The following is a 23,129-nucleotide window of genomic DNA, read 5'->3' on the forward strand; positions in this document are numbered from 1 at the left end:
AGAATCCTGCTCCATCCCTAATTATGTTCCGAATAATATATTACATAAATATTGATAATACGAATTATTTTGAAAATACCTATATAATATAGTTACAATGATGATATTTAGGAGGAAACTGATGCCTTTAATAAATCCACGTTTTTGGATTGTTTCATTACTTTGCTTACTGTTAATAGGTGCATGTACAAATGAGACTGCACCGAAGATTGAAGAAGTACAATCACCACCCGACGAGCAAAAGCAAACAGTTGATTTTGAGGCTGCCATTGAAAAGAAAAATACCGAACTCGAACTAGAGCCAGTGGAACTCACAAGCTATAGTGAGGAAATAGGCGCAAAGTTAACACAGCCAACTCACTCAAATTTTGCAGTTAGTGAATTTGTAACGATTGAAGGAACAATTGAACAGCATGAACAGTTAAGAGAAAAGTTTGTGTGGATAAAGATGAAGTATAGTGGCAATTCACTTGTTGACAACTCTCAAGATTACTATGCCCCCATAAAAGATGGGAAATTTAAACAACAAGTAACGCTTTTCAAAGGCGAGGGTGAATATCAGATCACTGTATTGACCCCAAGTAAAGACCAAGATAACTATTACTATGATTTAGCAAAATTCAACGTTCTCAATGTGAACCCAGCGATACAGCGAGATATTACATATACCCCCTTTGGCCAAGAAGCACGGTTAAAAATTCAAAATCCGGGTAGTGGCTACGTAAATGCAAACGAGGTTTTCACAATATCAGGGAAAATCGATACAATGAACAGTCCAAATGAAACGGTAATGCTTGAACTCCTAAAAGACGGCGAATCTTGGAAGCACGTAATTCCCATTAAAAATGATGAGTTCACTTATGATCTTCCTTTATTTTATGGTAAAGGAGTCCACAAATTAAAAGTCTACGTACCTGATACGGAGAAAGAAAACTATTATCAGGAAGGTTCCATCCTTTACATTGACAGCGAGTCTGATTTTGTTTCTGAACCGATCACATACACTACGACTTACGCTGAACGGGGTGTTACACTCTCTTCGCCTACTTATGGTGGTGAAGAAACCGATCTTACTTATCGAATCAAAGGCTCAATCGACAAAGATGCTCCATTTGCAAAAGAAACAAACCACCTCTACATTACGACTAAAAAAGATGGTGATGTGGCGCTAGCTGTTATTCCTGTTAAGGATTACAATTTTGATGACGAATTCTATTTACGTTTCGGTCCTGGAACATATGAAGTAACGGTGAGTGTACCAAAGATAAAAGAAAAAAATAGTTCTCAGTACTATTATTATCACGTGGCTCAATTCACAGTTGAAAATACTGCACCTGAGGATCAACGTGATTCATTACCATCAAGGGGGGTTCAATCCGATTCTCCTGAAATTATTGCGCTAGCGAATAAGCTCATGACAGATAAAATGTCAGATCGTGAAAAAGCAAAAGCTATTTATGAATATACAGCGAAAACAATATCCTATGATGTGAAAAAGCAGAAGAATAGTGAGTTTGAGTGGGATGATAGCGCATTAAAAGTGCTCAGTTTAAAAACGGGCATTTGCCAAGACTACACTTATCTTGCCCTTGCCCTCCTTCGAGCAGGTGGTATGGAAGCAAGATATGTAGCAGGAACAGCAGGAGCCGGGTTCAATTTTTCCCGCCATGCTTGGGTGGAAGTAAAAGTTGATGGTGAGTGGCTAACAATGGACCCTACATGGGGTTCGGGTTATATAAAAAACGGGGCATTTGTAGCAAACTACACAGAAGATTTCTTTGAGCTGACCGAAGAAGCATTTAAAACACATACGCGACAAGGAGTGGAATATTAACTAAATGTTGTACATTGCATAAAATAGAGAGGAAAGATAAAAAATTAAAAGGATGATGTATAAGATGACATTGTTGATATGGTGTGAAATTCAATGACTAGAGTATATCCCCTTTATAATGACAAACAGATAACTGATGGCTGGGATATGGATCGTTGGGAAGATGACGGCGGTAAAGTCTTGATCTAGCGCATGGCTCCAATCGTGATTAAAAATTAAATACTGCCTTCAATATTTGTAGCATATTTCTATCTTATTCATCAAATATTTTTATGAAAAAAGACGGTTTTATTGGATGAATACCCCTCCTCTCTTTAATTTCATGACATATTTTATACTGAAGAGAGGAGGAATTATTATGGGTTACTCTAATAATGCAGGTGGATATAATAATTATTGTTGTGGCAAACATGGTGGAGGCCATGATTCAACATTCGTATTAATTGTTGTTCTATTCATTCTTTTAATTATTGTTGGTGCTACTTTTGTAAGCAAATCGTGCTAACTTAAAAAATATCTTTCTTCTTCCAACCCTGGCATGAATTTAATTATTTTCACAGAAAGCATACTTTTGTAAAGAATCAGTAATCAATAGTAAATGTAAATGGCGCCTATCGGTTTTTCCGTGGGCGCCACTGTTGTATACTTTACTTAATTTTCTCATTAATAGTTTCTATCACTTCTCAATTGACATGCAATGCGAATTTCAGTTTTTGTAAAATACTCTTGCTTCCTTTTTGTGACTCAAATATTCCTGCTATTATTTCCAATTTATGTAATACGGTATATAAGTACCTAATCAAAAATTCACAAATGGGAAAAAAACAACCGTTGACACTGACCTTTTCTGTTACCCACACCAAGCCACAACACTTGATTCACTACATATTTGAAAAACTTGAATAAATGACTGTCATAAAATTTGTCATTTAAATTGTATTATACAAAAAACTCCTACTAAAATCGTAGTCATGATTGCCTCATGATACGTTATTTAGTAGAAGGTGTTTTAAATTTATATATTACTCGAAAACTCAAATGACACGTCGGGGTTTTATTCCCTAAAAACGTCCTATTGAAATATTTATTAGATAGCCGTATAGCCGCCATCTACCATTAAGTTAGTCCCTACGATGAATGAAGCATCGTCACTTGCTAAGAATAAAATAGCGTTTGCAATCTCTTCTGAGCGACCAAGACGACCGATTGGATGAAGTGAAATAAGATGATCTAGTGCTGCACTACTTGCACCACTTAAAATTGGTGTTTCAACAAAACCTGGGTTTACTGCATTAACACGAATTCCTTCTTTTGCATGTGAAACTCCTAATGATCTTGTTAAGTTTACAACCCCACCTTTTGCAGCATTATAACTAGCTAGTCCATCACGACCTGTGTGCCCCATTATTGATGCAACATTGACGATAGCACCACCAGTAGCTTGCTTCTGCATTTGTGTAATTGCATATTTATTAGATAAAAATACACCTGTTAAATTGATATCCATCATTTGTTGCCATTGGCTTAAAGTATAATCCTTAATCGGTGTACCTGGGTGTCCGATTCCTGCATTAGCGATCATAATGTCCAGTTTTCCAAAATGCTTCACTGCTTCATTGACAACATTTTGTATATCCTCTTCTTTGGATACATCTGTTTTCACAAAGATTGCTTCTTTACCTTCTTTTACAAGACCTTCTACGTAAACTTCTGCTTGTTTCGCAATATCAGCAACAACTACTTTAGCACCTTGAGCTAAAAATAATTCTGTCGTTTCTTTACCAATACCACTTGAACCACCTGTAACAATTGCTACTTTACCTTCTAACTTTCTCATAATAAATTCCCTCCATTCCCCAAATTATCTCGAATTAAAGATATTATTTTCAATAACATTGTTCCCTTTTTATACTAATTAACGAGCCGATGATCCACCGTCAATAACCATTTCAGTTCCTGTAATGAATGTTGATTCATCTGAAGCTAAAAATACAACTAAATTTGCGATATCTTCTGGTGTACCTAAACGTTTTAATGGAATTCCATTAGCTATTTGTTCAGTTTCAACATTAATTCCAGCTGCTACTGCATCGCCCATTGTTGTTTGAATTATTCCCGGATGAATCGAGTTTACTCGGATTGAATCTCCTGCTACTTCAATTGCTAAATCTTTAGACATCATACGAACTGCACCTTTACTTGCACCATATAAAGTATGATTTGCACTTGCTTTAATACCAGCTAATGAAGAAGCGTTGATAATCGAACCATTTTTTTGCTCACGCATAAACGGAACAACATGCTTCATCCCTAAGAAAACCCCAGTAACATTTACACCCATTACTCGATTCCATTCTTCAACAGAATAGTCTACCACTGCGTTTGTACTATAAAGTCCAGCGTTGTTAAATAAGACATCTACTCGACCGAATTTTTCTACCGCTTGTTCTACAACGTTTTGCCAATCGGCTTCCTGCTGAACATCGTGTTTAATGAATAACACATTTTCAAATTTATCTTTCATTTCTGCTAATGTTTTTTGACCATTAGCTTCACTAATATCCGTGAAAACAACATTTGCACCCTGTTCTAAAAATTTTTGAACAGTTTCTTTACCGATACCGTTTGCACCACCAGTAATAATTGCTGTCTTTTCTTGTAATCTCATAACTAAATCCCCCTTTTGAAATATGTTTGTATTTTGTAAGCACTTTCATTGTAGCACCTCTATATTTATTATTATAATTAGTACAATTAATTAAACTTAAGTACAGCTAATATAAGGAGGCCGCCATGAATATTGACCAAATCCAATATATAGTCGAGATAGCAAAAACAAAATCCCTAATCGCCGCAGCAAATAATTTGTATATTACACAATCAGCTCTTAGTCAATCTATCTCGAATTTAGAAGCAGAATTAGGGATAAAAATATTTACACGTTCTCGCAATGGCACGATACCAACAGCAAATGGAAAATTCGTCATCAAAAAAGCTATAGAGATACTAACGAAGCTACAAGAAATAAAAGATGAGGCACAAGCATGCTCAAATATTTTAAATAGTGAATTGCGCGTCGAAAGTATCCCCATAGGCATGGCATCATTAGTAAGAGCAGTTTCTCATTTTAAACAAGATTACCCTCACACAAAATTTCAAATTACTCAAAATAATTCAAGCGTTATTTTACAAGATTTGCGAGAAAAAAAGTCAGATCTCGGGTTAATAGCAATAAAAAAAGGGCACTTGACACATTTACATGAATTTATTTTTGAACCATTAACGGAAGGGAAAATTGTTGTTGGAGTAGGAAAGAATCATCCTTTAGCTAAAAAGAATAGCATCAGTTCACAAGAGCTCTTAAAACACCCAATTGTCTTATATGAGGAAAAACATGTCCAAGAATTTATTCAAGAATTCGAAAAAAAAGTTGGCTCGTTGCAAGCAATGTTTACAACCAACAATTCAGCTGCCATTTTAACGACATTACATGAGGGATTAGGAATCACTTTTGGTTATGATATTTCATTTTTACATGCCTCCATATTTGAGAATGATGTAATCCCTATTGAAATATCTGATTTTGAGCAAGAACCAATTATATTCGGGTGGATTCAATTGAAAAATACAGAAAAATCTCTAGTTTCCAAACAATTTAAGAAACGATTTATGAATAATTTTATATTTCCTACCTTGGGATAAATTTATTAAGTAAGTGTCATCTAACCCTTCGTATGCCATAATTTATTCTGCCCTCGATTGCTTGCTCAAGTAGCTCTTTTCTAAAATACACATTATCAATATAAAGAAGATACACGACTTACAGATGAATTTGGAGATGAAGTATCGTATGAAAGTGGTATCTGTACTCACTCTACATCAACGATTACCTATGATTTAAGTGATAAAGATTATGCATATTTCAGTTCATTTGTTGGGGTTGGGATGCATTAGTAGCAATCGACTTCGACCAAATTATTTCAATACAAAATAACAAGCTACAAACGGAAATCCAGCAAACACTTGGACTTACAGGAGAAATCACATTACGTGATATGCACAATCTCACAAGCTTAAGTAGTCCAAATGCTCGTATCTCAAGTTGGGAAGCCTTACAATATGCGATCAATTTAGTTTCACTAGACATTTCAGGAAATTCAATTACTGATTTCTCACCATTAAAAGAGCTAAGTAAATTAGATGACTTAAACGCACATCCACAAATCGTAGAAGTCACGAGCATAACTGGCCCAGTAACAACTATGGAAAACTTAGTAAAAGGCTTAGACGGTAACTATTTAAACCCTTTTCAAATCGGTCTTAGACATACGAAAACGAATAAAGAAATCTATGTAGATGTTGAGCAGATTGTACCAAATGCAGACCAGTTTACAATTGATCTTTCAGAAGAGGATAATGGGACTTATATGCTAGTCATTGCATATAAGTTGAAGGAAGACACGCTTATCCAGTTAGTTTATTTTGTAGAAAATCAAAAATTAATACAATATGAACAGATCAATCATTCTAAAGTAAATATTGAAGAGAATTAATAAAAAAGATTAAGTAAGATTAACAAAGGCACGGTCTGTCCAAATCGGACAAAACGTGCCTTTGTTTTACTGGAGTTAAAGCTATCTATATTGCTACCTTTTAAATTATCTATGCTAGGCACTTAAAATAGGATTGGTTTATTTTGATAATGCAATTTTTATATGCGCTAAGTGATGCTCTTCATGCCACGAAAGTTTCGCAACTTTTTTAGCTACTGTTATTTCCCCACTTTCCTGATGAGTAAAAATTCGGTTTAATTGATCTTCCGTCAAGCTATTCCCTAAACATACGATGCGTTCATTTATCCCTTCTAACATTTTAATAGAACTTTCTATAGGTAGCTTTGTATCCGGTTGAATAGCCCACTTGTCCTGATCGAATCCTGGTATGGTTGGATTTTCATCTGTTAAAGCCAGTTTCAAACGTTGGTACATGTTTACCTGAGAATCTGCAATATGATGCACAAGTTGACGAACTGTCCAGCTGCCCTCATAGTAAGTTTTGCTTAGTTCTGCATCACTTAACGGACCAACAATTTCTCTTAATCGAATCGTGTAAGTTTCAATCTCCTTTAGCCATTCTTGAATATTCTCTACTGTTACATTGCTAGGAACTTGTAATTCCCCAATTGGAAATCTTACATCCATTTTCAATCCCTCTTTTCTCTATTTAAATAGTCTTTATCACACTAAATTTTACCATAATTATCGCTGCCAGGCACCGAAGCATCACTAATTTTATGTTTTAGTTAATGGATTCAGACCTAATGTCCCTTTCGCAATAAGTACAAAAAGCATGTTGACATGACGCGAATGTACGTTCTAATATAAGGTATAAATAACGCGAGGAGGATTTTTATGACAATTAATCAATTGATTACGATTCCGCAACCGTTCGAAAAATACCGCGCACTTATTGAACAAACGATTCAACCAGTTGTAACAATTCAAACAACGGTCAAACAAACTTCACTTTTCGAAAGTAAATTTGCAGGCGACCCTTATTTCCCTTTAACGATGGAATATCCAAAAAACGCTGTTGGTCAACCGTTAAAATTGCTTGCACAAATCAATTTTGCAGACATACCAAAGCATTTGCCTCACTTCCCAGTAGAGGGAATTTTACAGTTTTTCATTGATGGTTATGATGATGTTTTAGGTTTGGATTTTGATAATGCTCAAAACCAAGATGGGTTCTGTATCATTTATCATGAGCAAATTGAAAAAGATACAACACAACTAATGCACGATTTTGCTTTTGTCACAGCGACCGATGATGAGCTTTATTTCCCTGTAGAAAAAGAGATGGCATTGTCATTTGAATCAAAGTTTGAGCCATTATCAATTGAAGATTTTCGCAACTCGGAAACTTACAAAGAAATTTGGAAAGACGTAGATCATAATCCAGATTTAGAAAACCAATTTTTTACATCATTTAGCGGTACAGGACATAAATTGGGCGGCTTCGCATTTTTTACACAAGAAGACCCACGCTCATATGTTGAAAATCTTCAAAGTCACAAGATCCTATTATTACAAGTCGATAGTGAAATGTCGGATATTATATGGGGCGACTGTGGCGTCGGCAACTTTTTCATTACAGAAGAACAACTAAAACAAAAAGACTTCAGCAAAGTACTTTACAATTGGGACTGTAGCTAAGTAAATAATAAAAACACGGCTATACTAGAAGACCAAACCTTCTAGATAGCCGTCTATTGTTTAATTTTTGCAACACCCCATATCTATTTAATCAGTATTTACGATAAAAAAAGAGACCCCTTATTAAAGGTCTCTATCGCAAAAACAAATAAATATTTACTGCTTTTTCGGAATTTCATAGAAATACATATCCCTATAATTACACATATATTTTATTATGCTCAAGCGGCTTTACCGATAAGCTTTTTATTAGTTCTGCTAACAAAAATGTACGCTCAGTTAAAGAAGGAATTTCAAGGTACTCTTTTTCTGAATGCGCATTTCCTCCCACTGGTCCTAAACCATCAATAGTAGGAATACCTATCGCAGAAGTGAATGAGGCATCTCCCCCGCCGCCTGTCGACACATCCCTCAGCTTAATTCCCAATTCTTCACTCACTGCATATACCCTCTCTAGCAGCAAGACTGTCCCTTCATTTTTTTCCATAGGGGGACGTTTAATACCGCCAACCATTTCCGTTCTCGTACCTGGAACATGTACCTCGTTGCAAATTAGAGCAATTTTTTTTTCCAGCATTGCTCCTTGCTCTCCCTTTGAAGTACGGATATCCACATTTACTTCTACATAATCTGCAATCACATTTGCCGCAGTACCACCATGAATAACGTCTACATTGACGCTAATACCACGTGCTAGGTCATTTAGTGCTTGAAGTTTAATGATTTTATGGGCTATTTCTGCAATGGCATTTACCCCTTCTTGTGGAGCAATACCAGCATGTGCAGCTTTCCCATATACTTTAATAATATAGCCCCCACCGCCGCGTCGAAAACTTACCAATGCACCATTTGAACGAGCAGGCTCCATGCATAAACAGCATTTTTTTCCGAGCGCCATTTTTTTAATTAGTTTGTGGGATGTTGGGGAGCCGATTTCCTCATCGGAATTAAATACAATGACAATGTTCTTCAGCACATCTGCTTCATTATTATTAACTAGTGCTTTTAAAGCATAGATTAAAGTCACATGACTGCCCTTCATATCAATTACACCTGGACCATATGCTCGGTCGCCCTCTATACTAAATGGTCGAGACGAAACAGTATCCGAACCAAATACTGTATCCATATGGGCTACCAATATTATAGAAGGAGCGACAGCATCTTTATGCTGAATGACTAAATGATTGCCAGTAATTTGCTGCGGTACTTCTTTTACAGCAAATTCAAAACGCTCAAATTCCTGCGCAAGGATTTCACCTACTTTATCAACACCCTCCTTATAATTACTTCCCGAGTCTTGATTCACTAATTTTTTCAACAATTTAAGCATATTGTTCTGATTTTCTTCAATAAATGTTTTCATAATCATTGTCACGATTTCAAATCCTAATCGTTTTGACACGCCCCCGCTTTCTGAATTTTTTTACAATTATTAACTATTAACTTCAACTAATTGCTTATTCTCATGCTGAACAGGGTAAAAACAAGCTACTTGATGCCCCGACTCTAATTCTGTTAACACTGGTGAGTCGATTTTACATTTTTCCTGAACAAATGGACATCTTGTATGGAATCGGCATCCTGTTGGCAAATCGACATTGCTTGGAATATCTCCTTGCAAAATCATTCGTTCTCGTGTATCTCGAATTTTTGGGTCTGGCAATGGTACAGCTGCCACTAGGCTATTGGTATACGGATGCATTGGATTATTAAACAATTGCTCTTTTGTTGTAATTTCTACAATTTTCCCTAAATACATTACAGCAATTCGATCGCTAATATATTTTACTGCAGGCAGTCCATGGGCAATGAAGATAAATGTCAGTTTAAATTCTTTTTGCAGGCGAATCAGCAAATTTAATATTTGCGCCTGAATCGATACATCTAATGCAGAAACAGGCTCATCACAAATAATTAGCTTAGGACGTAAAGCGATAGCCCGTGCAATGCCGATACGCTGTCTTTGGCCACCGGAAAATTCATGCGGAAATCGATGAGCATACTGTCTAGGTAACCCAACAGCATCCATCAATTCATAAACCATCTGTTCTCTTTCTTTTTTCGACTTATTCAAATGTGTTTTAATAGGTTCAGCAATAATATCCAATACGCGCATCCTTGGATTTAAAGAAGAAAACGGGTCTTGGAAAATCATTTGGATATCTGCTCGTGATTTTCTTAACTGCTCACGGCTCATGTCATCCATATCCACGCCATTAAAAACGATTGCTCCGCTAGTCTTATCTAAAAGGTGCATCAGTAGATTTCCTGTTGTAGACTTGCCGCATCCAGACTCCCCAACAATGCCCAGCGTCTCTCCTTCAAATACTTGAAACGAGATATCATCAACTGCTTTTAAACTCTTCTTTTGGCGAAACCCTTCTTTTACTTCAAAGTACTTTTTTAGATTCGTTACATCTAATAAAACATTCTTTTCTCCTAAAGGCGTTGTCATGAAATCGCCTCCTCTTGTTCTAATAACCAACAACGTACTTGCCGCCCATTTTTTAGCTGCTTTAATTGCGGTTCTACTTCCATACATTTATCGAAAGCAAATGGACAGCGTGGACAGAATTTACAGCCCTTTGGCATATTATCCATCGTTGGGACAGTTCCTTTAATAGAAGTAAGTACTTCATTTTCTTCAAAAAACTTTGGTGTACTATCCAAAAGTCCTTGTGTATAAGGATGTAGTGCATTATCAAATACACTATAAACATCTCCAAATTCTACTACTTGACCGCAATACATAACGGCAACTTGATCGGCCATTTCAGCTACTACACCTAAATCATGGGTAATTAATAAAATAGCTGTCTGCTCCTCCTTAGAAAGCTTACGCATCAAATCCAAAATTTGTGCTTGAATTGTTACATCTAGTGCTGTTGTAGGTTCATCGGCAATAAGTAATTTGGGCTGGCATGATAGTGCAATTGCTATCATCACACGTTGACGCATCCCTCCACTTAACGTGTGGGGATATGAATCAAATACTTTTTCAGGGCGTGGAATTCCTACATGCTGTAGCATTTCAATACCTTTAATTTTAGCTTGTTTTTTACCCAATCCTTGATGTAGTCTAATAGATTCTGAAATTTGGTTACCGACTGTAAATAAAGGGTTCAATGATGTTAATGGTTCTTGGAAAATCATTGCAACATCATTACCGCGCAATTTCCGGTATTGGCTTTCGCTAACCTTTACTAAATCTAAATCCCCAAATAATACTTTCCCTTTGCGGATTTCACCAGGCTTCTCGATGAGCCCCATAATTGATAAAGATGTTACACTTTTTCCTGAACCAGATTCTCCTACAATTGCTAGTGTTTCACCTTCTTTTATTTCAAAAGATACGCCATTTACTGAAGGTACGTCACCGTTGCCTGTGCGAAAATAAGTATGTAAATCTTCTACTTTTAAAATGACATTTGATCTCATGATGCTGCCTCCTAACCTCTACCTTGAGAGCGCGGGTCAAGAATATCACGTAACCAATCTCCCAAGAAAATAATGCCTAATACAGTAATTGTAATGGCTAAACCTGGCAAAGTTGCTAGCCACCAGCTCGTTGCTAAATAGTCCCGACCATCGCTTAAAATCCCGCCCCATGAAACAGTCGGTGACTGAATTCCTAAACCTAAGAAACTTAAAGAAGCTTCTAAGATGATTGTTGAAGCAACACTTAGCGTTGAAATGACAATAAATGAAGAGATGACATTCGGAAAAATATGACGGATAATTATGAGTGGATTCCTTACCCCAATGGACCTTGCTGCTTTCACAAATTCCCGCTCTTTTATGGACAGTGCCTCGCTTCGCACAATCCGTGCGTAGGAAACCCAATTTGTTACACCAATTACGATAATCAATGTAGGTACACTTGGACCGAATACTGCCAAGAATACTAAAGCAAATAAAATATTTGGAATCGCTAAAAACGAATCGACTAAACGCATTAGAATCATATCAACTATGCCACCATAAAATCCTGCAACTAATCCAACGATGAGTCCAATAATCCCCGCTAAAACTACCGCTGATATACCTACTAGTAATGAAACCCGAGATCCATAAATAATACGGCTTAATATATCACGCCCTAAATTATCTGTTCCTAGTATATGCGCCGAATCACTTCCCTCAAGCCAAATCGGCGGCTTCAGCATTTTTGCTACATTCATTGCCGCCGGATCATAGGGAGCCAGTAATGGAGCGAAAATCGCAATGAATACTACAATAAACACAATAATAAATCCAACCAAACCCGTTTTACTACGCATTAAAGAATTGAAAATTTTACCTGCGCCGGACTGTTTTTTTACTTGTGTATATGGAATTTCTTTTTCAACCGTTGTAACTTGCTCTGACATACTTTTTCCCTCCCTTTAATACTTGATACGTGGGTCTAGTACACGATATAACATGTCGGCAACTAAATTCATGACAATTACTAATATTGCAATAACAAATACACTTGCCTGCACGATTGCCATATCACGTGTATTTACAGCTTGAATTAACAGCTGACCAAGCCCTGGCCAAGAAAAGATCGTTTCAGTAATAAGTGCCCCCCCTACAAGCGTAGAAACTTGCAGTGCCGTAATCGTAATAACAGGAATTAAAGAATTTCGAAATGCATGCTTATAAACAACAAAAAAGCGGTTAATCCCTTTACTTTTTGCTGTTCTAACATAGTCCTGGTTTAATATGTCTACCATATTCGAACGAACTAATCGTGTCATCTCAGCACCTATGCCTGTCCCTAAAGTAACGGCGGGCAAAATTAAATGCTGCCACGTTCCATAACCTGATACCGGGAACATCCCTAGTGTTACCGAAAAAATTAAGATAAGCATAATACCTAGCCAAAAGTTCGGCATTGCTTTTGCAACTACTGAAGTACCTGTTACAAATAAATCTATTACTGAATTACGTTTTGTCGCTGACCAAATGCCAAAAGGAATGGCAATCAATATGGCAATGACCATTGATGCTGCCGCTAATTCCAAGGTAGCTGGTAGGCGTTCTAAAACTAGCGGCAAGGCTGCTGTATTGTAGCGGAAAGAATCCCCAAAATCGCCTTGTAGCACACCTAACATATAGTTGCCGTATTGAACGATAAATGGATCGTTTAAGCCCAGCGCTTCTCGTAAATTATTTATATCTTCTTGACTAGCATCCTCAGGTAGCATTAACGCAACCGGATCTCCAGCTACAAATACAAGCGTAAAAACAATAAAAGAAATAATAAGTAATACAGGAATGATTTCTAACATTTTTTTTGCTATAAATTTCAGCATTTTAACACCTCCAAATAAAGAAGGGCTAGTGACAATATTTGTCTACCGGCCCTTACTCACACGGTTATTTTAATTTCATATTTGGTGCATAAAGCATTTCATCAGAAGTTGGCGTGAAGTCAATACGATCATTTACACCTACATTAATTTTTTCTTGGTAGAGGTAAATAAATGGTAAATCTTCTGCGGCAATTTTTTGGATTTCTTGAATCTGCTTTGCTCGAGTTGTAGGGTCCATATTAACTTTAGATTGTGCTAATAATTCTTCTATTTTTGAATTAGAATAGTCAGTATGATCAACATTACGTTTTGCATTATACCAGTCAACAGCATATGCACCATCGAACATTGAGTTTCCTAATCCAAGCATGTATGCATCTTTATTTTTATTGGCAGTACGCATTTCAACAAAGTTGCTCCATTCTAAGAATTCAAGTTTAACTTTAATGCCGACTTGGCTTAACATACCTACGATTAATTCAGATACTTCTGCATCCATTAGGTAGCGGCCTTTTGGTGATTGTAATGTCATCTCAAAGCCATCAGGATAGCCTGCATTAGCTAATAATTGCTTTGCTTTTTCAAGATCATAATTATGCGTATCATATAAGCTTGGTTCATGTCCAAAGTTGCCTGGTCCAACCGTTGTAAGAACAGGGATACCTCCACCTTTTAATGCAATATCCGTTAACGTTCTGTCGTCAATAGCATAATCAATTGCTTGACGAACACGAACATCAGAAGTTGGGTACCCATCTGTTGTACGGAGCATTAAGAAAATTGATCGATTCGATACTTCTTGTTTTAGACTAGTTCCCTTATTACCGTTGACACGATCCCAGTCAGCCGGCGGAACATTTGTAGCAATATCAACTCCACCTGTTAATAGTTCAGAAACGCGAGTTGAATCTTCAGGAATAATGCGGAAAGTTACTGAATCCCACTCATCCACAGCCCCTTGATAGTAATCGTCAAATTTCTCGAATACTATTTTATTATCACGTACCCATTCAACAAATTTATAAGGACCCGTACCGATTGGATTTGCTAAGAAATGATCCCACCCGTTTTCTTCAATATATTTTTTAGGTAGCATTCCTGAACCTAAGCGTGATAAACGATGAATAATTGAAGGTTCTGGAGCAACTGTAATGATATTTACAGTATATGTATCTACCACCTGCACTTCTTTAATTTGCTTGTAGTTAGCGTTTTCTTTTAATGATGATGTTTGGGCAACACGCTCTAAAGTGAACTTCACATCTTCTGCTGTAAATTCATCGCCGTTGTGGAATTTAACACCTTGCTTTAATGCAATTTTCACTGTTGTATCATTAATAATTTCATATGACTCTGCCAACATTGGCTGCAATTCATTGTTTGAATCACGTTTAAATAAATAATCAAACATATGTTGATGTACAGATTCTGTAGATGTATTGTTGTGGTCATGAATATCAAACCCTAACATATCTGAACCGATTGCGATTGTTAAGTCGCGATTTTGATTTTCTGGTGTAGAGGTAGTACTTCCACCTGCTTCACCATTTGAACTTTCATCTGAACTACATGCAGTTAAAATTAATACAAATGCAAATAACAGTAATGATAATAATTTTTTATTCAAATAAATCCCTCCTAAGTTTAATACCCGATGATAATATGATATTTTTATGACTTTTTATGAATTAATTACCATATGTTCAATCATTTTCCTACAGAAATTCACATTTTGCAATAATAAAATTCAAAATATATTAAATTATCCGAATTTTCTACATTTTAATATATAATCACTCCTAAAGAAATACCCAAAACGTATTCTTCAATACTGTCGGTTTTTACAAATCAAATATAATTCTTTTTGGAGTAATCTATAAAAAATTAAAAATGCTAATCTCCATTTGCTTGTCATGGCAATAAATATTAAATTTGAAATATTCAATTAAATTTGATAATCTTTTATAATCATCAAAAATAGGGGGTAAAATATGTCCATCTTACAGCAAGCATCAAAAATTTTAGACGACATTATTCAAATTCGTAGCCATATTCACCAACATCCTGAATTAAGCAATCAGGAATTTAATACTACAAAATTAATTTCGAACTTTTTTAGAGATCTAGATATACCGCATACTGTTTGCGAAAGTGGTGTGGGCGTTATCGGCTATCTTCAAACAGATGGAGCTGCTAAGACTTTAGCAATTCGTGCCGATATGGATGCATTGCCTATTATAGAAGGAACGGATTTAACATATAAATCCAAAAACAATGGTGTTATGCATGCTTGCGGACATGATATGCATACCGCCGTTTTATTAGGCACAGCTAAATTATTGCTAGACAACCGACATTTATTAAGATGTAATGTAAAGTTCATATTCCAGCCAGCAGAAGAAATAATGGCCGGGGCGAAAGATATGATAGCGGCAGGAGCGCTTCAAAGCCCAACTGTTGATGCAATTATTGCGCTTCATACTTCTCCTGATTTAACGATTGGAGAAATCGGTATACGCTATGGCGCTATGTTAGCTGCAAGTGATGCACTAAATATCACTGTTAAAGGAGCAGGTGGTCATGCTGCACATCCTCATAAATGTGTAGATCCTATTGTTATTGCGGGGCATATCATTACTTCATTACAATCTATTATTTCTAGAGAGATTCCACCAACTGATTCTGCAGTCATTACAATTGGTCAAGTTATGGGCGGTGAAGCACACAATATCATTCCGGAAACAGTTACGATGAAGGGAACAGTTCGCACGACTACTCCGAATATTCGACAACAAATGCCTGAAGTCATAGAAAGAGTTGTAAAAAATACTGCGCATAGTATGCGGGGCGATGTAGATATCGAATATACTTTTGGATGTCCTGCAGTTATCTCAGATACAACCTTGCTACAATTATTTGAACAAGTAACGACTGAGCTGTTTGAACATAACGCGATTGTACATATGCCGGTTCCTTCGATGGGAGGAGAAGATTTTGCTTTCTTTTTAGAAGAAGTACCTGGTTTCATGTTTAGAATAGGAACAGGCAGTGACAATCCAAATTCACGTCGTGCGCTTCATAATCATAAAGTTGAATTTGAAAATGAAGCAATTTATTACGGTATTGCTTCTATGGCTAATTTTGCTCTTTCTTATAAATAATTTTTCTCTAAGTTTTATTGCATTCTGATTACTAGTAAAATGACCTGCACCCGGTGCAAAATAACCTGCACTGGGTGCAAAAACACCTCGGATAATTAACTACAACTCAAAAATCTACGCCTAAAATGAGCTGCTACTACTGCAAAAAATTAACACGCCTCTCTTCCCTCCTTCTCAAAAAAACCTCCCAACATGACACCTGTCACAAAGTACTTTTGACTGGTGTGAATGGGATTCATCCATATTCCTCTGTATCATTTTAATTATAAGAAAACGTGAAGAGAGTGATATGGATGATGAATAATACGCAAAGATTGCCTTTAATTGATATTTTACGAGGTTTTGCGGTTTTGGGGACGCTCGGTACAAACATTTGGATTTTTGCTTATTTTGGGGACTTATCTTACATTACGACAAGTGCTTATGCGGGTTGGTGGTCATTGAATGATTTTATTCGAATGCTTGTGTTATTTTTCGTAAATGGGAAGCTGCTCGGACTGTTAACAATTATGTTTGGTGTTGGCCTCGAATTAAAATATCAACAATCGGTACGAAAAGGGAATGCATGGCCGGGTGTTTATATTTGGACTGTTTTATTCTTGTTTGTAGAGGGCTTTATCCATTTCACATTCGTAATGGAATATGATATTTTGATGAGTTACGCTGTGACCGCAATGATCGTTGCTTTTATTTTAAAGGCTGGGGATAAGGCCATTAACCGCACTTTATATTTGGTTGGAGGATTTCATGCATTCATTATACTACTCGTTTTAATAACTACCTTACTAGGGGCTAATGTGACTTTACCTAGCAACGATGCGATTGTTAGTATTTATCAAAATGGTACTTGGTTTGAACAAATCGACAATCGTTTAACGAATTTTTGGTTTTTCAGAACGGAAGCGATCTTTATTATTCCGATGAATATCTTCTTATTTTTAATAGGTGTCAAATTAATGCGTAACGGTGTATTTTCTCAAGATGAAAATGGTCGTCAAGCGCGTAACAAATTATTTTCTATAGGGCTATACATTGGTGTCCCCCTAAATTTCCTTATCTTTATTCCTGGAGGAGCTTTTGATTTACCTGTACGCTATTTATTTGCACCGGTAATGGCACTTGGATATATTGGAGTTTTTGGTAAAATGATAGAATATAAAAAGGGAGATTGGCTGTGGAAACGCTTTGGGCAAGTTGGCAAAATGTCTTTAAGTATTTATGTCCTACAAAATATTATGGCATCCTTCATTTTCTACGGGTGGGGCTTGGGTTTAGGCGGAAAGCTAAATAGCCTTGAGGTGATTGCTATCTGGATTACCCTTTCCCTTCTCCAACTTTTCATTGCGCAGCATTGGATTAAATATTTTCATGTTGGGCCAATGGAATGGATTCGGAAATTTGCTGTTCAAGCCATTTCGAATAAATAAATGATAAGGGCTGGTGTCAATTATAAAAATTTATCCAAAAGATCAAGCCATACAATATTTAGTAATTGACGTAGTATCGATTGTTTTTTTAATTTCCATTGTATTAAGCTCGGACTCTGATTTATCGATACTAGTCAAAATTATTTTACTCATTTTATTGTTAGTGGCCTTTTATTTTGCATTATGGTATCGAGATTGGCGTCTTCACCTGGCAACATTAGCAGGACTTTTACTTATTGCAATTATTAGCGTTTATGAAGGTTCTGTCATGTTGACTTTTGGATTTATGTTCGCCGATTTAATCGGGAGAGCACGAGTCAAATGGCATATTGCTTCGGCTATGCTTGTAATTGCCCTCATGTTTATCATTGTTTTATGGATTGAAAGTGGCGAGCTTTTTAAAATAGAAGAACCGATGATCATTCCGATTATGATGCTGCAATTAGCATTCCCATTACTTATTTACTTTGTAGAAAAAACAAAAAACTTAAAAGTTGAGTTAGCAACGGTGAATACCCAACTCGTCCAACAAGACGAAAGGCAACGGATTGCAAGGGATCTCCATGATACGATAGGTCATACTTTAACAATGATTAAAATAAAAACCGAGTTGACAACGAAATTGATGGACAAAGACCTAAATAGAGCGAAAGTTGAGTTAGATGATATATTAACAACGACACGCACGGCTCTAAAACAAGTAAGAGAAATCGTATCCGATATGAATTTTATCTCGTTAGAAAATGAGCTTTTGCATTGTGAAAACGTATTACAGACAGCTCATATTTCTTTCAAGTTGAATAGTAAGTGTTCCAATATCCTATTAGCAAGTGTGGAAGAAACAATGCTCGCCTTATGTGTGAGAGAAGCAACAACCAACCTGATCAAGCATAGTCAGGCCAAAAATTGCAGCGTTGAGATTGATTATATTGACCACATCTATTGTCTAAAAATAGTTGATGACGGTGTAGGTCTAGAAAACCAAGGTCTCGGCAATGGTATCTCTTCTATGAAGGATCGAATGAATGCCCTTCAAGGAACCGCTTCCGTCAACAATACGAAAACTGGTGGAACGATTGTTACGTTAAAACTTCCTATCCAATATTCCAGAAAGGTGGAGCCGTCCTTATGATACGTGTCCTAATCGCTGAAGACCAACAAATGTTACGCGGTGCCTTAACATCTTTACTGTCATTCGAGTCCGATATCCAAGTCATTGCAGAAGTAGCAGATGGTCAAAAAGCTTGGGAAGTGATTCAAAGCGAAGTACCTGACGTTTGTATATTAGATATTGAAATGCCCTTTCTCACTGGACTTGAACTTGCTGAAAACATCAAAAATACGCAGCTAACGTGTAAAGTCATGATTGTTACGACATTTGCCCGACCTGGATATTTACAAAAAGCAATGGATTGTGATGTAAACGGGTATTTGCTAAAGGATGAACCAATTGACTATTTAATAGATTCAATCCGAAAAATAAACAATGGAGACAAAGTCGTCAGTAGAGATTTGGCTGCTACATTATTTGTAAAAGAACTAAACCCACTCAATGAACGAGAAATCGCAGTTCTCCAACTTGTAAAAGAAGGCTGCACAACAAATGAAATAAGCAAAAAACTATTTTTAACAAAAGGTACGATTCGAAATTATTTATCAACTTCCATTCAAAAGCTCCACGTAGAATCCCGACAACAAGCCGTTAATGTGGCGAGTGATAAAGGTTGGATTTAATGGTGATTAGGATAAAAATTATTTAGTCTTTACTACATATCAGGCGGCAACACTTCTTTCACTATTAATATGGAAGACTTTAATAAACATTTGCCATAAAAGATTGTTTTCAGTTTATTTTATGTAATAGACCTCTTATTAAATCGTTTGCTATGATTGACTCATGCAAACTGATTTATTAGAAGGTAGATTGTAATTGATGTGTAATTTTTATACCAACAATGATTTTGTTTTAATAATTTTTTGAAATCCTCGTTTTCTATACTATTAAGAATTTCTAAGCCTTTATCGTTTGTGCACCAGGTGCAAGATTTATCAACACAGTTACTTACGCGCAATTAGTTTTATATTGATATTATCCTTTTTTGTACAAAAAAAGAACCTATATTAATATTTGTCCATTGAAATAGATATTCAGTTCCTTTAATCTTGTATTATATGATAATGATTATCATTATCATATAATACAATTTGAGGAGTATCGATATAATGCGCAAACAGAAAAGAATGATAGTATTTTGTATTCTATTAATAGTAGCCATACTAAGTGCTTGTAATTCACAAGATCAAACAAAAGAAGCTGAAGCAAAAGAAAAGGAAAATCCTAGCGAAACAGAATATAGAACTTATACAGACTATTTAGGTCATAAAGTCGAAATCCCAAATTCGCCAAAGCAAGTGATTTATCAAGGGGAAAATTATGGTGATCTACTACCTCTTAATGCGGACATTATTGGTGGTTCCTATTCATGGATTACAGGATTAATTTTTGAAGATCAGGTAAAGAATGTAGAAGATGTTGGATTTCCAATTAATTTAGAAAAAGTATTAGAATTAAAACCCGATCTAATTATTATTGCAGATACTGATGAAAAAGTTTTCGAACAGCTTTCTAAAATTGCTCCAACAGTAGTATTTGATACTTTTGCACCCCTAGAAAATCGTTTAACGGAACTTGGAGACATAGTCAATAAGAAACAAGAAGCAACTGAGTGGCTAAAGGAATACAAAGAAAAAGAAAAGGCAATGTGGAAGCAACTCTTGGACGAAGGAATTCTAAAATCAGGAGAAACTGCTTCAGTCTTTACCTACTATCCTGGAGACCGATTATTTGTAATGGCTTCAACTGGGCTTTCACAAGTACTGTATCATCCAGATGGGTTTAAACCTGGAGATAAAATTCAGCCAATCCTAGATCAAGGAAAAGGATTTGAACAGATTTCATTAGAATTACTTCCTGAATTTGCAGGTGATCGAATTTTCATTCTTACACCAGAAACCGATGAAGCTATTCAATCTACAAAGGATATGTTGAATAGCCCAGTCTGGAAAGGTCTACCCGCTGTAAAAAATGGAAAAGTGTATTCGCTAGACATTCTTAAAACTTCTAGTGATGCATCTACTAGAGAATGGCTAATCGATGAAATTCCATCTATACTAAAAAAATAGTTTATGAGGCATTTCAGCTATTGTTGAAATGCCTCTTTTTCTTGTATACAATGGTAATTGATAATCATTTTCATTTGTATAAAGGAGAGTTGTAAATTGATGGCCAAACAAATTCCCTCTTTTTCATCGTTACTTTTTCATTTATCTCAAATCGACTATATAACTTTCTACAAACGTTTGAACTTTCAAGAAGTAACTGCTCAACAGTATACTTTAATCATTGTTAGTGGTAACGGGAATGGAACATTTTCTATTGATGACAAGCCTTATCTTGTAACACAATACAAAAGTTTTTTACTTAATCCTGGATCCGTTTTGGAACTATTGGATATGAAAGATGAGAGTTTGTCTTTCTATAAAATTTCATTTAATATTATTCAGATAAAAGAACATATACCTGTTATGTATCGCGAAAATATCTGTTTAGATCAGGTAGATTTCCCTATCTATTCATCTTCCCGTTTCCACCGACTTGCTGAAGAATTAAATAATTTACAGGGTCAGGAAGGCATTCAAATTCATTTTCAACTGCAAAAATTATTCAATGAGTTGATTTGTATGTTGTTTGAACATAAACAGCATATAGAAGATCCCTTAGACGTCTCGAAGACAGTTGAACAAACGATTGAATATATGCATCAACATTATCAACAGCAACTAACAATTAACGAACTAGCTAGAAATGCCAATGTTGCACCGTGGCAATATAGCGCTATTTTCCAAACGATAACGGGACAAAAGCCAATTGATTATTTAACAAGATTACGAATAGAGCATGCGAAAGATCTACTGCAACGAACAAACGACCCTTTGAGAAATATTGCCTTAAAGGTTGGATTTAATGATGAATATTATTTTAATCGCCGTTTTAAACAAGTTGAGGGCATACCTCCTAAACAGTTTGCTCGTATTAGAAAACAAAAGGTTATTGTAAAAGATTGGACTGGTCATGAAGTGGAAATTCCTTCCTTCCCTAGGAGAATTATTTACCATGGGGAAGCATTTGGCGATTTATTAGTTTTTGATGTGCAGCCAATTGGTGGATACAAAGAAGATATTGATAATAGTTTTTTTAAGAATCATGTTCCATATGTAAAAGACGTGGCCTTCCCAATTGACATAGATAAATCTACTAAACTAAACCCCGATTTAATAATCTTTACAAATTCTGATGAACAACAATATAAAGAAATCTGTAAAATTGCTCCAACGGTTACACATAACTCATGGGGAACGTTAAACGAACGTATTTTAATTTTAGGCAAAATGCTAGGAAAAGAAAAAGAAGCAGAAAATTGGCTTGATGATTTCAATAAGAAAGAAAACATGATGTGGCAAAGGCTTCAAACCACAATAAAAAATGGAGAAACTGCATCCGTTTTTATATTTGATCATGGTGCTCGCTTATTTGTTATGGGAGTTACTGGTTTACCTACTTCCCTTTATCATCCACTTGGATTCCAACCAGGAGAATTGATTCAAAAAATAATAGATGATAAAAAAGGCTACGAGGAAATAACTGTAGATACTTTACGTGACTATGCCGGGGATCGGATATTTATGCTACTTTCTGAAAATCCTGAATCTAAATTGGCTACTGAAGTACTGATGAAAAGTACTTTGTGGTCCAATCTGCCCGCTGTAAGAAATGGATATGTATATCTAGTCGATGCAACGAAATGGAATTCTAATGATGCCTTTACAAGAGAAAAATTACTTGGAGCATTACCACGATTACTCACTACTAAACGCAAATAATTCTACTTATTGATCTTAGGAGACAATACAATTCCATAAATATGGGGTTTTACTAAAGGGATTCTCAAAAATTTTATGTGGAGGAAAAATAACAAGAAAATAGATGCTCTCATGTCATAAACATGGGAGCACCTTTACTATTCATTAAGATTGGTAAGCCAAGTAGTTAGTTCTTCCACCTGGGCTAGGTCCGTAATTGGATCATAATACCATGAACGTTCTTCTGGCCAACATAGAGATGATTATTC

20 protein-coding genes and 1 pseudogene are annotated in these 23,129 nt (G+C 35.9%); 12 read left to right on the plus strand and 9 right to left on the minus strand.

What is annotated here, in order from left to right; all coding sequences use genetic code 11:
• Positions 1-121 precede the first annotated feature (121 nt).
• Together CSE16_RS17295 and CSE16_RS17300 are read left to right on the plus strand one after the other, a co-directional pair.
• The gene (locus tag CSE16_RS17295) at positions 122-1,834 is read left to right on the plus strand and encodes a transglutaminase domain-containing protein (RefSeq protein ID WP_099425041.1); all 1,713 of its coding nucleotides are present in this window, start codon (positions 122-124) and stop codon (positions 1,832-1,834) included.
• 358 nt (positions 1,835-2,192) lie between these two features.
• Positions 2,193-2,339 carry a YjcZ family sporulation protein gene (locus tag CSE16_RS17300; RefSeq protein ID WP_099425042.1) on the plus strand — a complete coding sequence of 49 codons (147 nt, stop codon included), beginning with the start codon at positions 2,193-2,195 and terminating at the stop codon, positions 2,337-2,339.
• 582 nt (positions 2,340-2,921) lie between these two features.
• Here CSE16_RS17300 and CSE16_RS17305 read toward each other — a convergent pair.
• Both CSE16_RS17305 and CSE16_RS17310 read right to left on the minus strand, forming a co-directional pair.
• Positions 2,922-3,671 (minus strand): SDR family NAD(P)-dependent oxidoreductase, encoded by a 750-nt coding sequence (locus CSE16_RS17305; protein WP_099425043.1) that lies wholly within the window; start codon positions 3,669-3,671, stop codon positions 2,922-2,924.
• Positions 3,672-3,749: 78 nt separating this feature from the next.
• A complete protein-coding gene (locus CSE16_RS17310) occupies positions 3,750-4,502 on the minus strand; it encodes an SDR family NAD(P)-dependent oxidoreductase (RefSeq protein WP_099425044.1) in 753 nt (250 codons plus the stop codon).
• Between the two features lie 125 nt (positions 4,503-4,627).
• Between CSE16_RS17310 and CSE16_RS17315 the strand changes: the two genes are divergently transcribed.
• The 3 genes and pseudogenes from CSE16_RS17315 (at position 4,628) to CSE16_RS17325 (ending at position 6,387) form a co-directional block, all read left to right on the plus strand.
• Positions 4,628-5,536 carry a LysR family transcriptional regulator gene (locus CSE16_RS17315; protein ID WP_099425045.1) on the plus strand — a complete coding sequence of 303 codons (909 nt, stop codon included), beginning with the start codon at positions 4,628-4,630 and terminating at the stop codon, positions 5,534-5,536.
• Positions 5,537-5,686: 150 nt separating this feature from the next.
• Positions 5,687-5,788: pseudogene (locus CSE16_RS22265) on the plus strand (NPCBM/NEW2 domain-containing protein); the annotation flags it as partial.
• 101 nt (positions 5,789-5,889) lie between these two features.
• A complete protein-coding gene (locus CSE16_RS17325) occupies positions 5,890-6,387 on the plus strand; it encodes a leucine-rich repeat domain-containing protein (protein ID WP_099425046.1) in 498 nt (165 codons plus the stop codon).
• Positions 6,388-6,525: 138 nt separating this feature from the next.
• Here CSE16_RS17325 and CSE16_RS17330 read toward each other — a convergent pair whose 3' ends face one another.
• The gene (locus CSE16_RS17330; RefSeq protein WP_099425047.1) at positions 6,526-7,035 is read right to left on the minus strand and encodes a YfiT family bacillithiol transferase; all 510 of its coding nucleotides are present in this window, start codon (positions 7,033-7,035) and stop codon (positions 6,526-6,528) included.
• Positions 7,036-7,245: 210 nt separating this feature from the next.
• Between CSE16_RS17330 and CSE16_RS17335 the strand changes: the two genes are divergently transcribed.
• Positions 7,246-8,049, plus strand: coding sequence for a YwqG family protein (locus CSE16_RS17335; RefSeq protein WP_099425048.1), 804 nt, complete (start codon positions 7,246-7,248; stop codon positions 8,047-8,049).
• Between the two features lie 199 nt (positions 8,050-8,248).
• Here the strand turns inward: CSE16_RS17335 and CSE16_RS17340 are convergent, their stop codons facing one another.
• The 6 genes from CSE16_RS17340 to CSE16_RS17365 all read right to left on the minus strand — a co-directional run bounded on the left by CSE16_RS17340 (position 8,249) and on the right by CSE16_RS17365 (position 14,979).
• Positions 8,249-9,454 carry a M20 family metallopeptidase gene (locus tag CSE16_RS17340; RefSeq protein ID WP_371514504.1) on the minus strand — a complete coding sequence of 402 codons (1,206 nt, stop codon included), beginning with the start codon at positions 9,452-9,454 and terminating at the stop codon, positions 8,249-8,251.
• A 30-nt stretch (positions 9,455-9,484) separates the two neighbouring features.
• Positions 9,485-10,507 (minus strand): ABC transporter ATP-binding protein, encoded by a 1,023-nt coding sequence (locus CSE16_RS17345; protein ID WP_099425049.1) that lies wholly within the window; start codon positions 10,505-10,507, stop codon positions 9,485-9,487.
• A complete protein-coding gene (locus CSE16_RS17350; protein WP_099425050.1) occupies positions 10,504-11,490 on the minus strand; it encodes an ABC transporter ATP-binding protein in 987 nt (328 codons plus the stop codon). The genes CSE16_RS17345 and CSE16_RS17350 overlap by 4 nt, the downstream gene beginning before the upstream one ends.
• Positions 11,491-11,501: 11 nt before the next feature.
• Positions 11,502-12,422, minus strand: a complete 921-nt coding sequence (locus CSE16_RS17355; RefSeq protein WP_099425051.1) for an ABC transporter permease — start codon at positions 12,420-12,422, stop codon at positions 11,502-11,504.
• A 15-nt stretch (positions 12,423-12,437) separates the two neighbouring features.
• Positions 12,438-13,352, minus strand: coding sequence for an ABC transporter permease (locus CSE16_RS17360; RefSeq protein ID WP_099425052.1), 915 nt, complete (start codon positions 13,350-13,352; stop codon positions 12,438-12,440).
• A gap of 64 nt (positions 13,353-13,416) precedes the next feature.
• Positions 13,417-14,979 carry an ABC transporter substrate-binding protein gene (locus CSE16_RS17365; protein WP_253896109.1) on the minus strand — a complete coding sequence of 521 codons (1,563 nt, stop codon included), beginning with the start codon at positions 14,977-14,979 and terminating at the stop codon, positions 13,417-13,419.
• Between the two features lie 364 nt (positions 14,980-15,343).
• Between CSE16_RS17365 and CSE16_RS17370 the strand changes: the two genes are divergently transcribed.
• From CSE16_RS17370 to CSE16_RS17395, 6 genes are all read left to right on the plus strand, one after another.
• Positions 15,344-16,513 carry a M20 metallopeptidase family protein gene (locus CSE16_RS17370; protein WP_099425053.1) on the plus strand — a complete coding sequence of 390 codons (1,170 nt, stop codon included), beginning with the start codon at positions 15,344-15,346 and terminating at the stop codon, positions 16,511-16,513.
• Positions 16,514-16,806: 293 nt separating this feature from the next.
• Complete coding sequence (locus tag CSE16_RS17375) at positions 16,807-17,940, plus strand: DUF418 domain-containing protein (RefSeq protein WP_371514505.1); 1,134 nt, start codon at positions 16,807-16,809, stop codon at positions 17,938-17,940.
• A gap of 13 nt (positions 17,941-17,953) precedes the next feature.
• Complete coding sequence (locus CSE16_RS17380; RefSeq protein ID WP_253896110.1) at positions 17,954-19,072, plus strand: sensor histidine kinase; 1,119 nt, start codon at positions 17,954-17,956, stop codon at positions 19,070-19,072.
• Positions 19,069-19,674: a response regulator transcription factor gene (locus CSE16_RS17385; protein ID WP_099425055.1), complete on the plus strand. Its 606-nt coding sequence runs from the start codon at positions 19,069-19,071 to the stop codon at positions 19,672-19,674. The genes CSE16_RS17380 and CSE16_RS17385 overlap by 4 nt, the downstream gene beginning before the upstream one ends.
• Positions 19,675-20,163: 489 nt before the next feature.
• A complete protein-coding gene (locus CSE16_RS17390; RefSeq protein ID WP_099425056.1) occupies positions 20,164-21,123 on the plus strand; it encodes an ABC transporter substrate-binding protein in 960 nt (319 codons plus the stop codon).
• Positions 21,124-21,222: 99 nt separating this feature from the next.
• A complete protein-coding gene (locus CSE16_RS17395; RefSeq protein WP_099425057.1) occupies positions 21,223-22,881 on the plus strand; it encodes an ABC transporter substrate-binding protein in 1,659 nt (552 codons plus the stop codon).
• The last annotated feature ends 248 nt before the right edge of the window (positions 22,882-23,129 follow it).

The organism is Solibacillus sp. R5-41 (assembly GCF_002736105.1).
Lineage (GTDB): Bacteria > Bacillota > Bacilli > Bacillales_A > Planococcaceae > Solibacillus.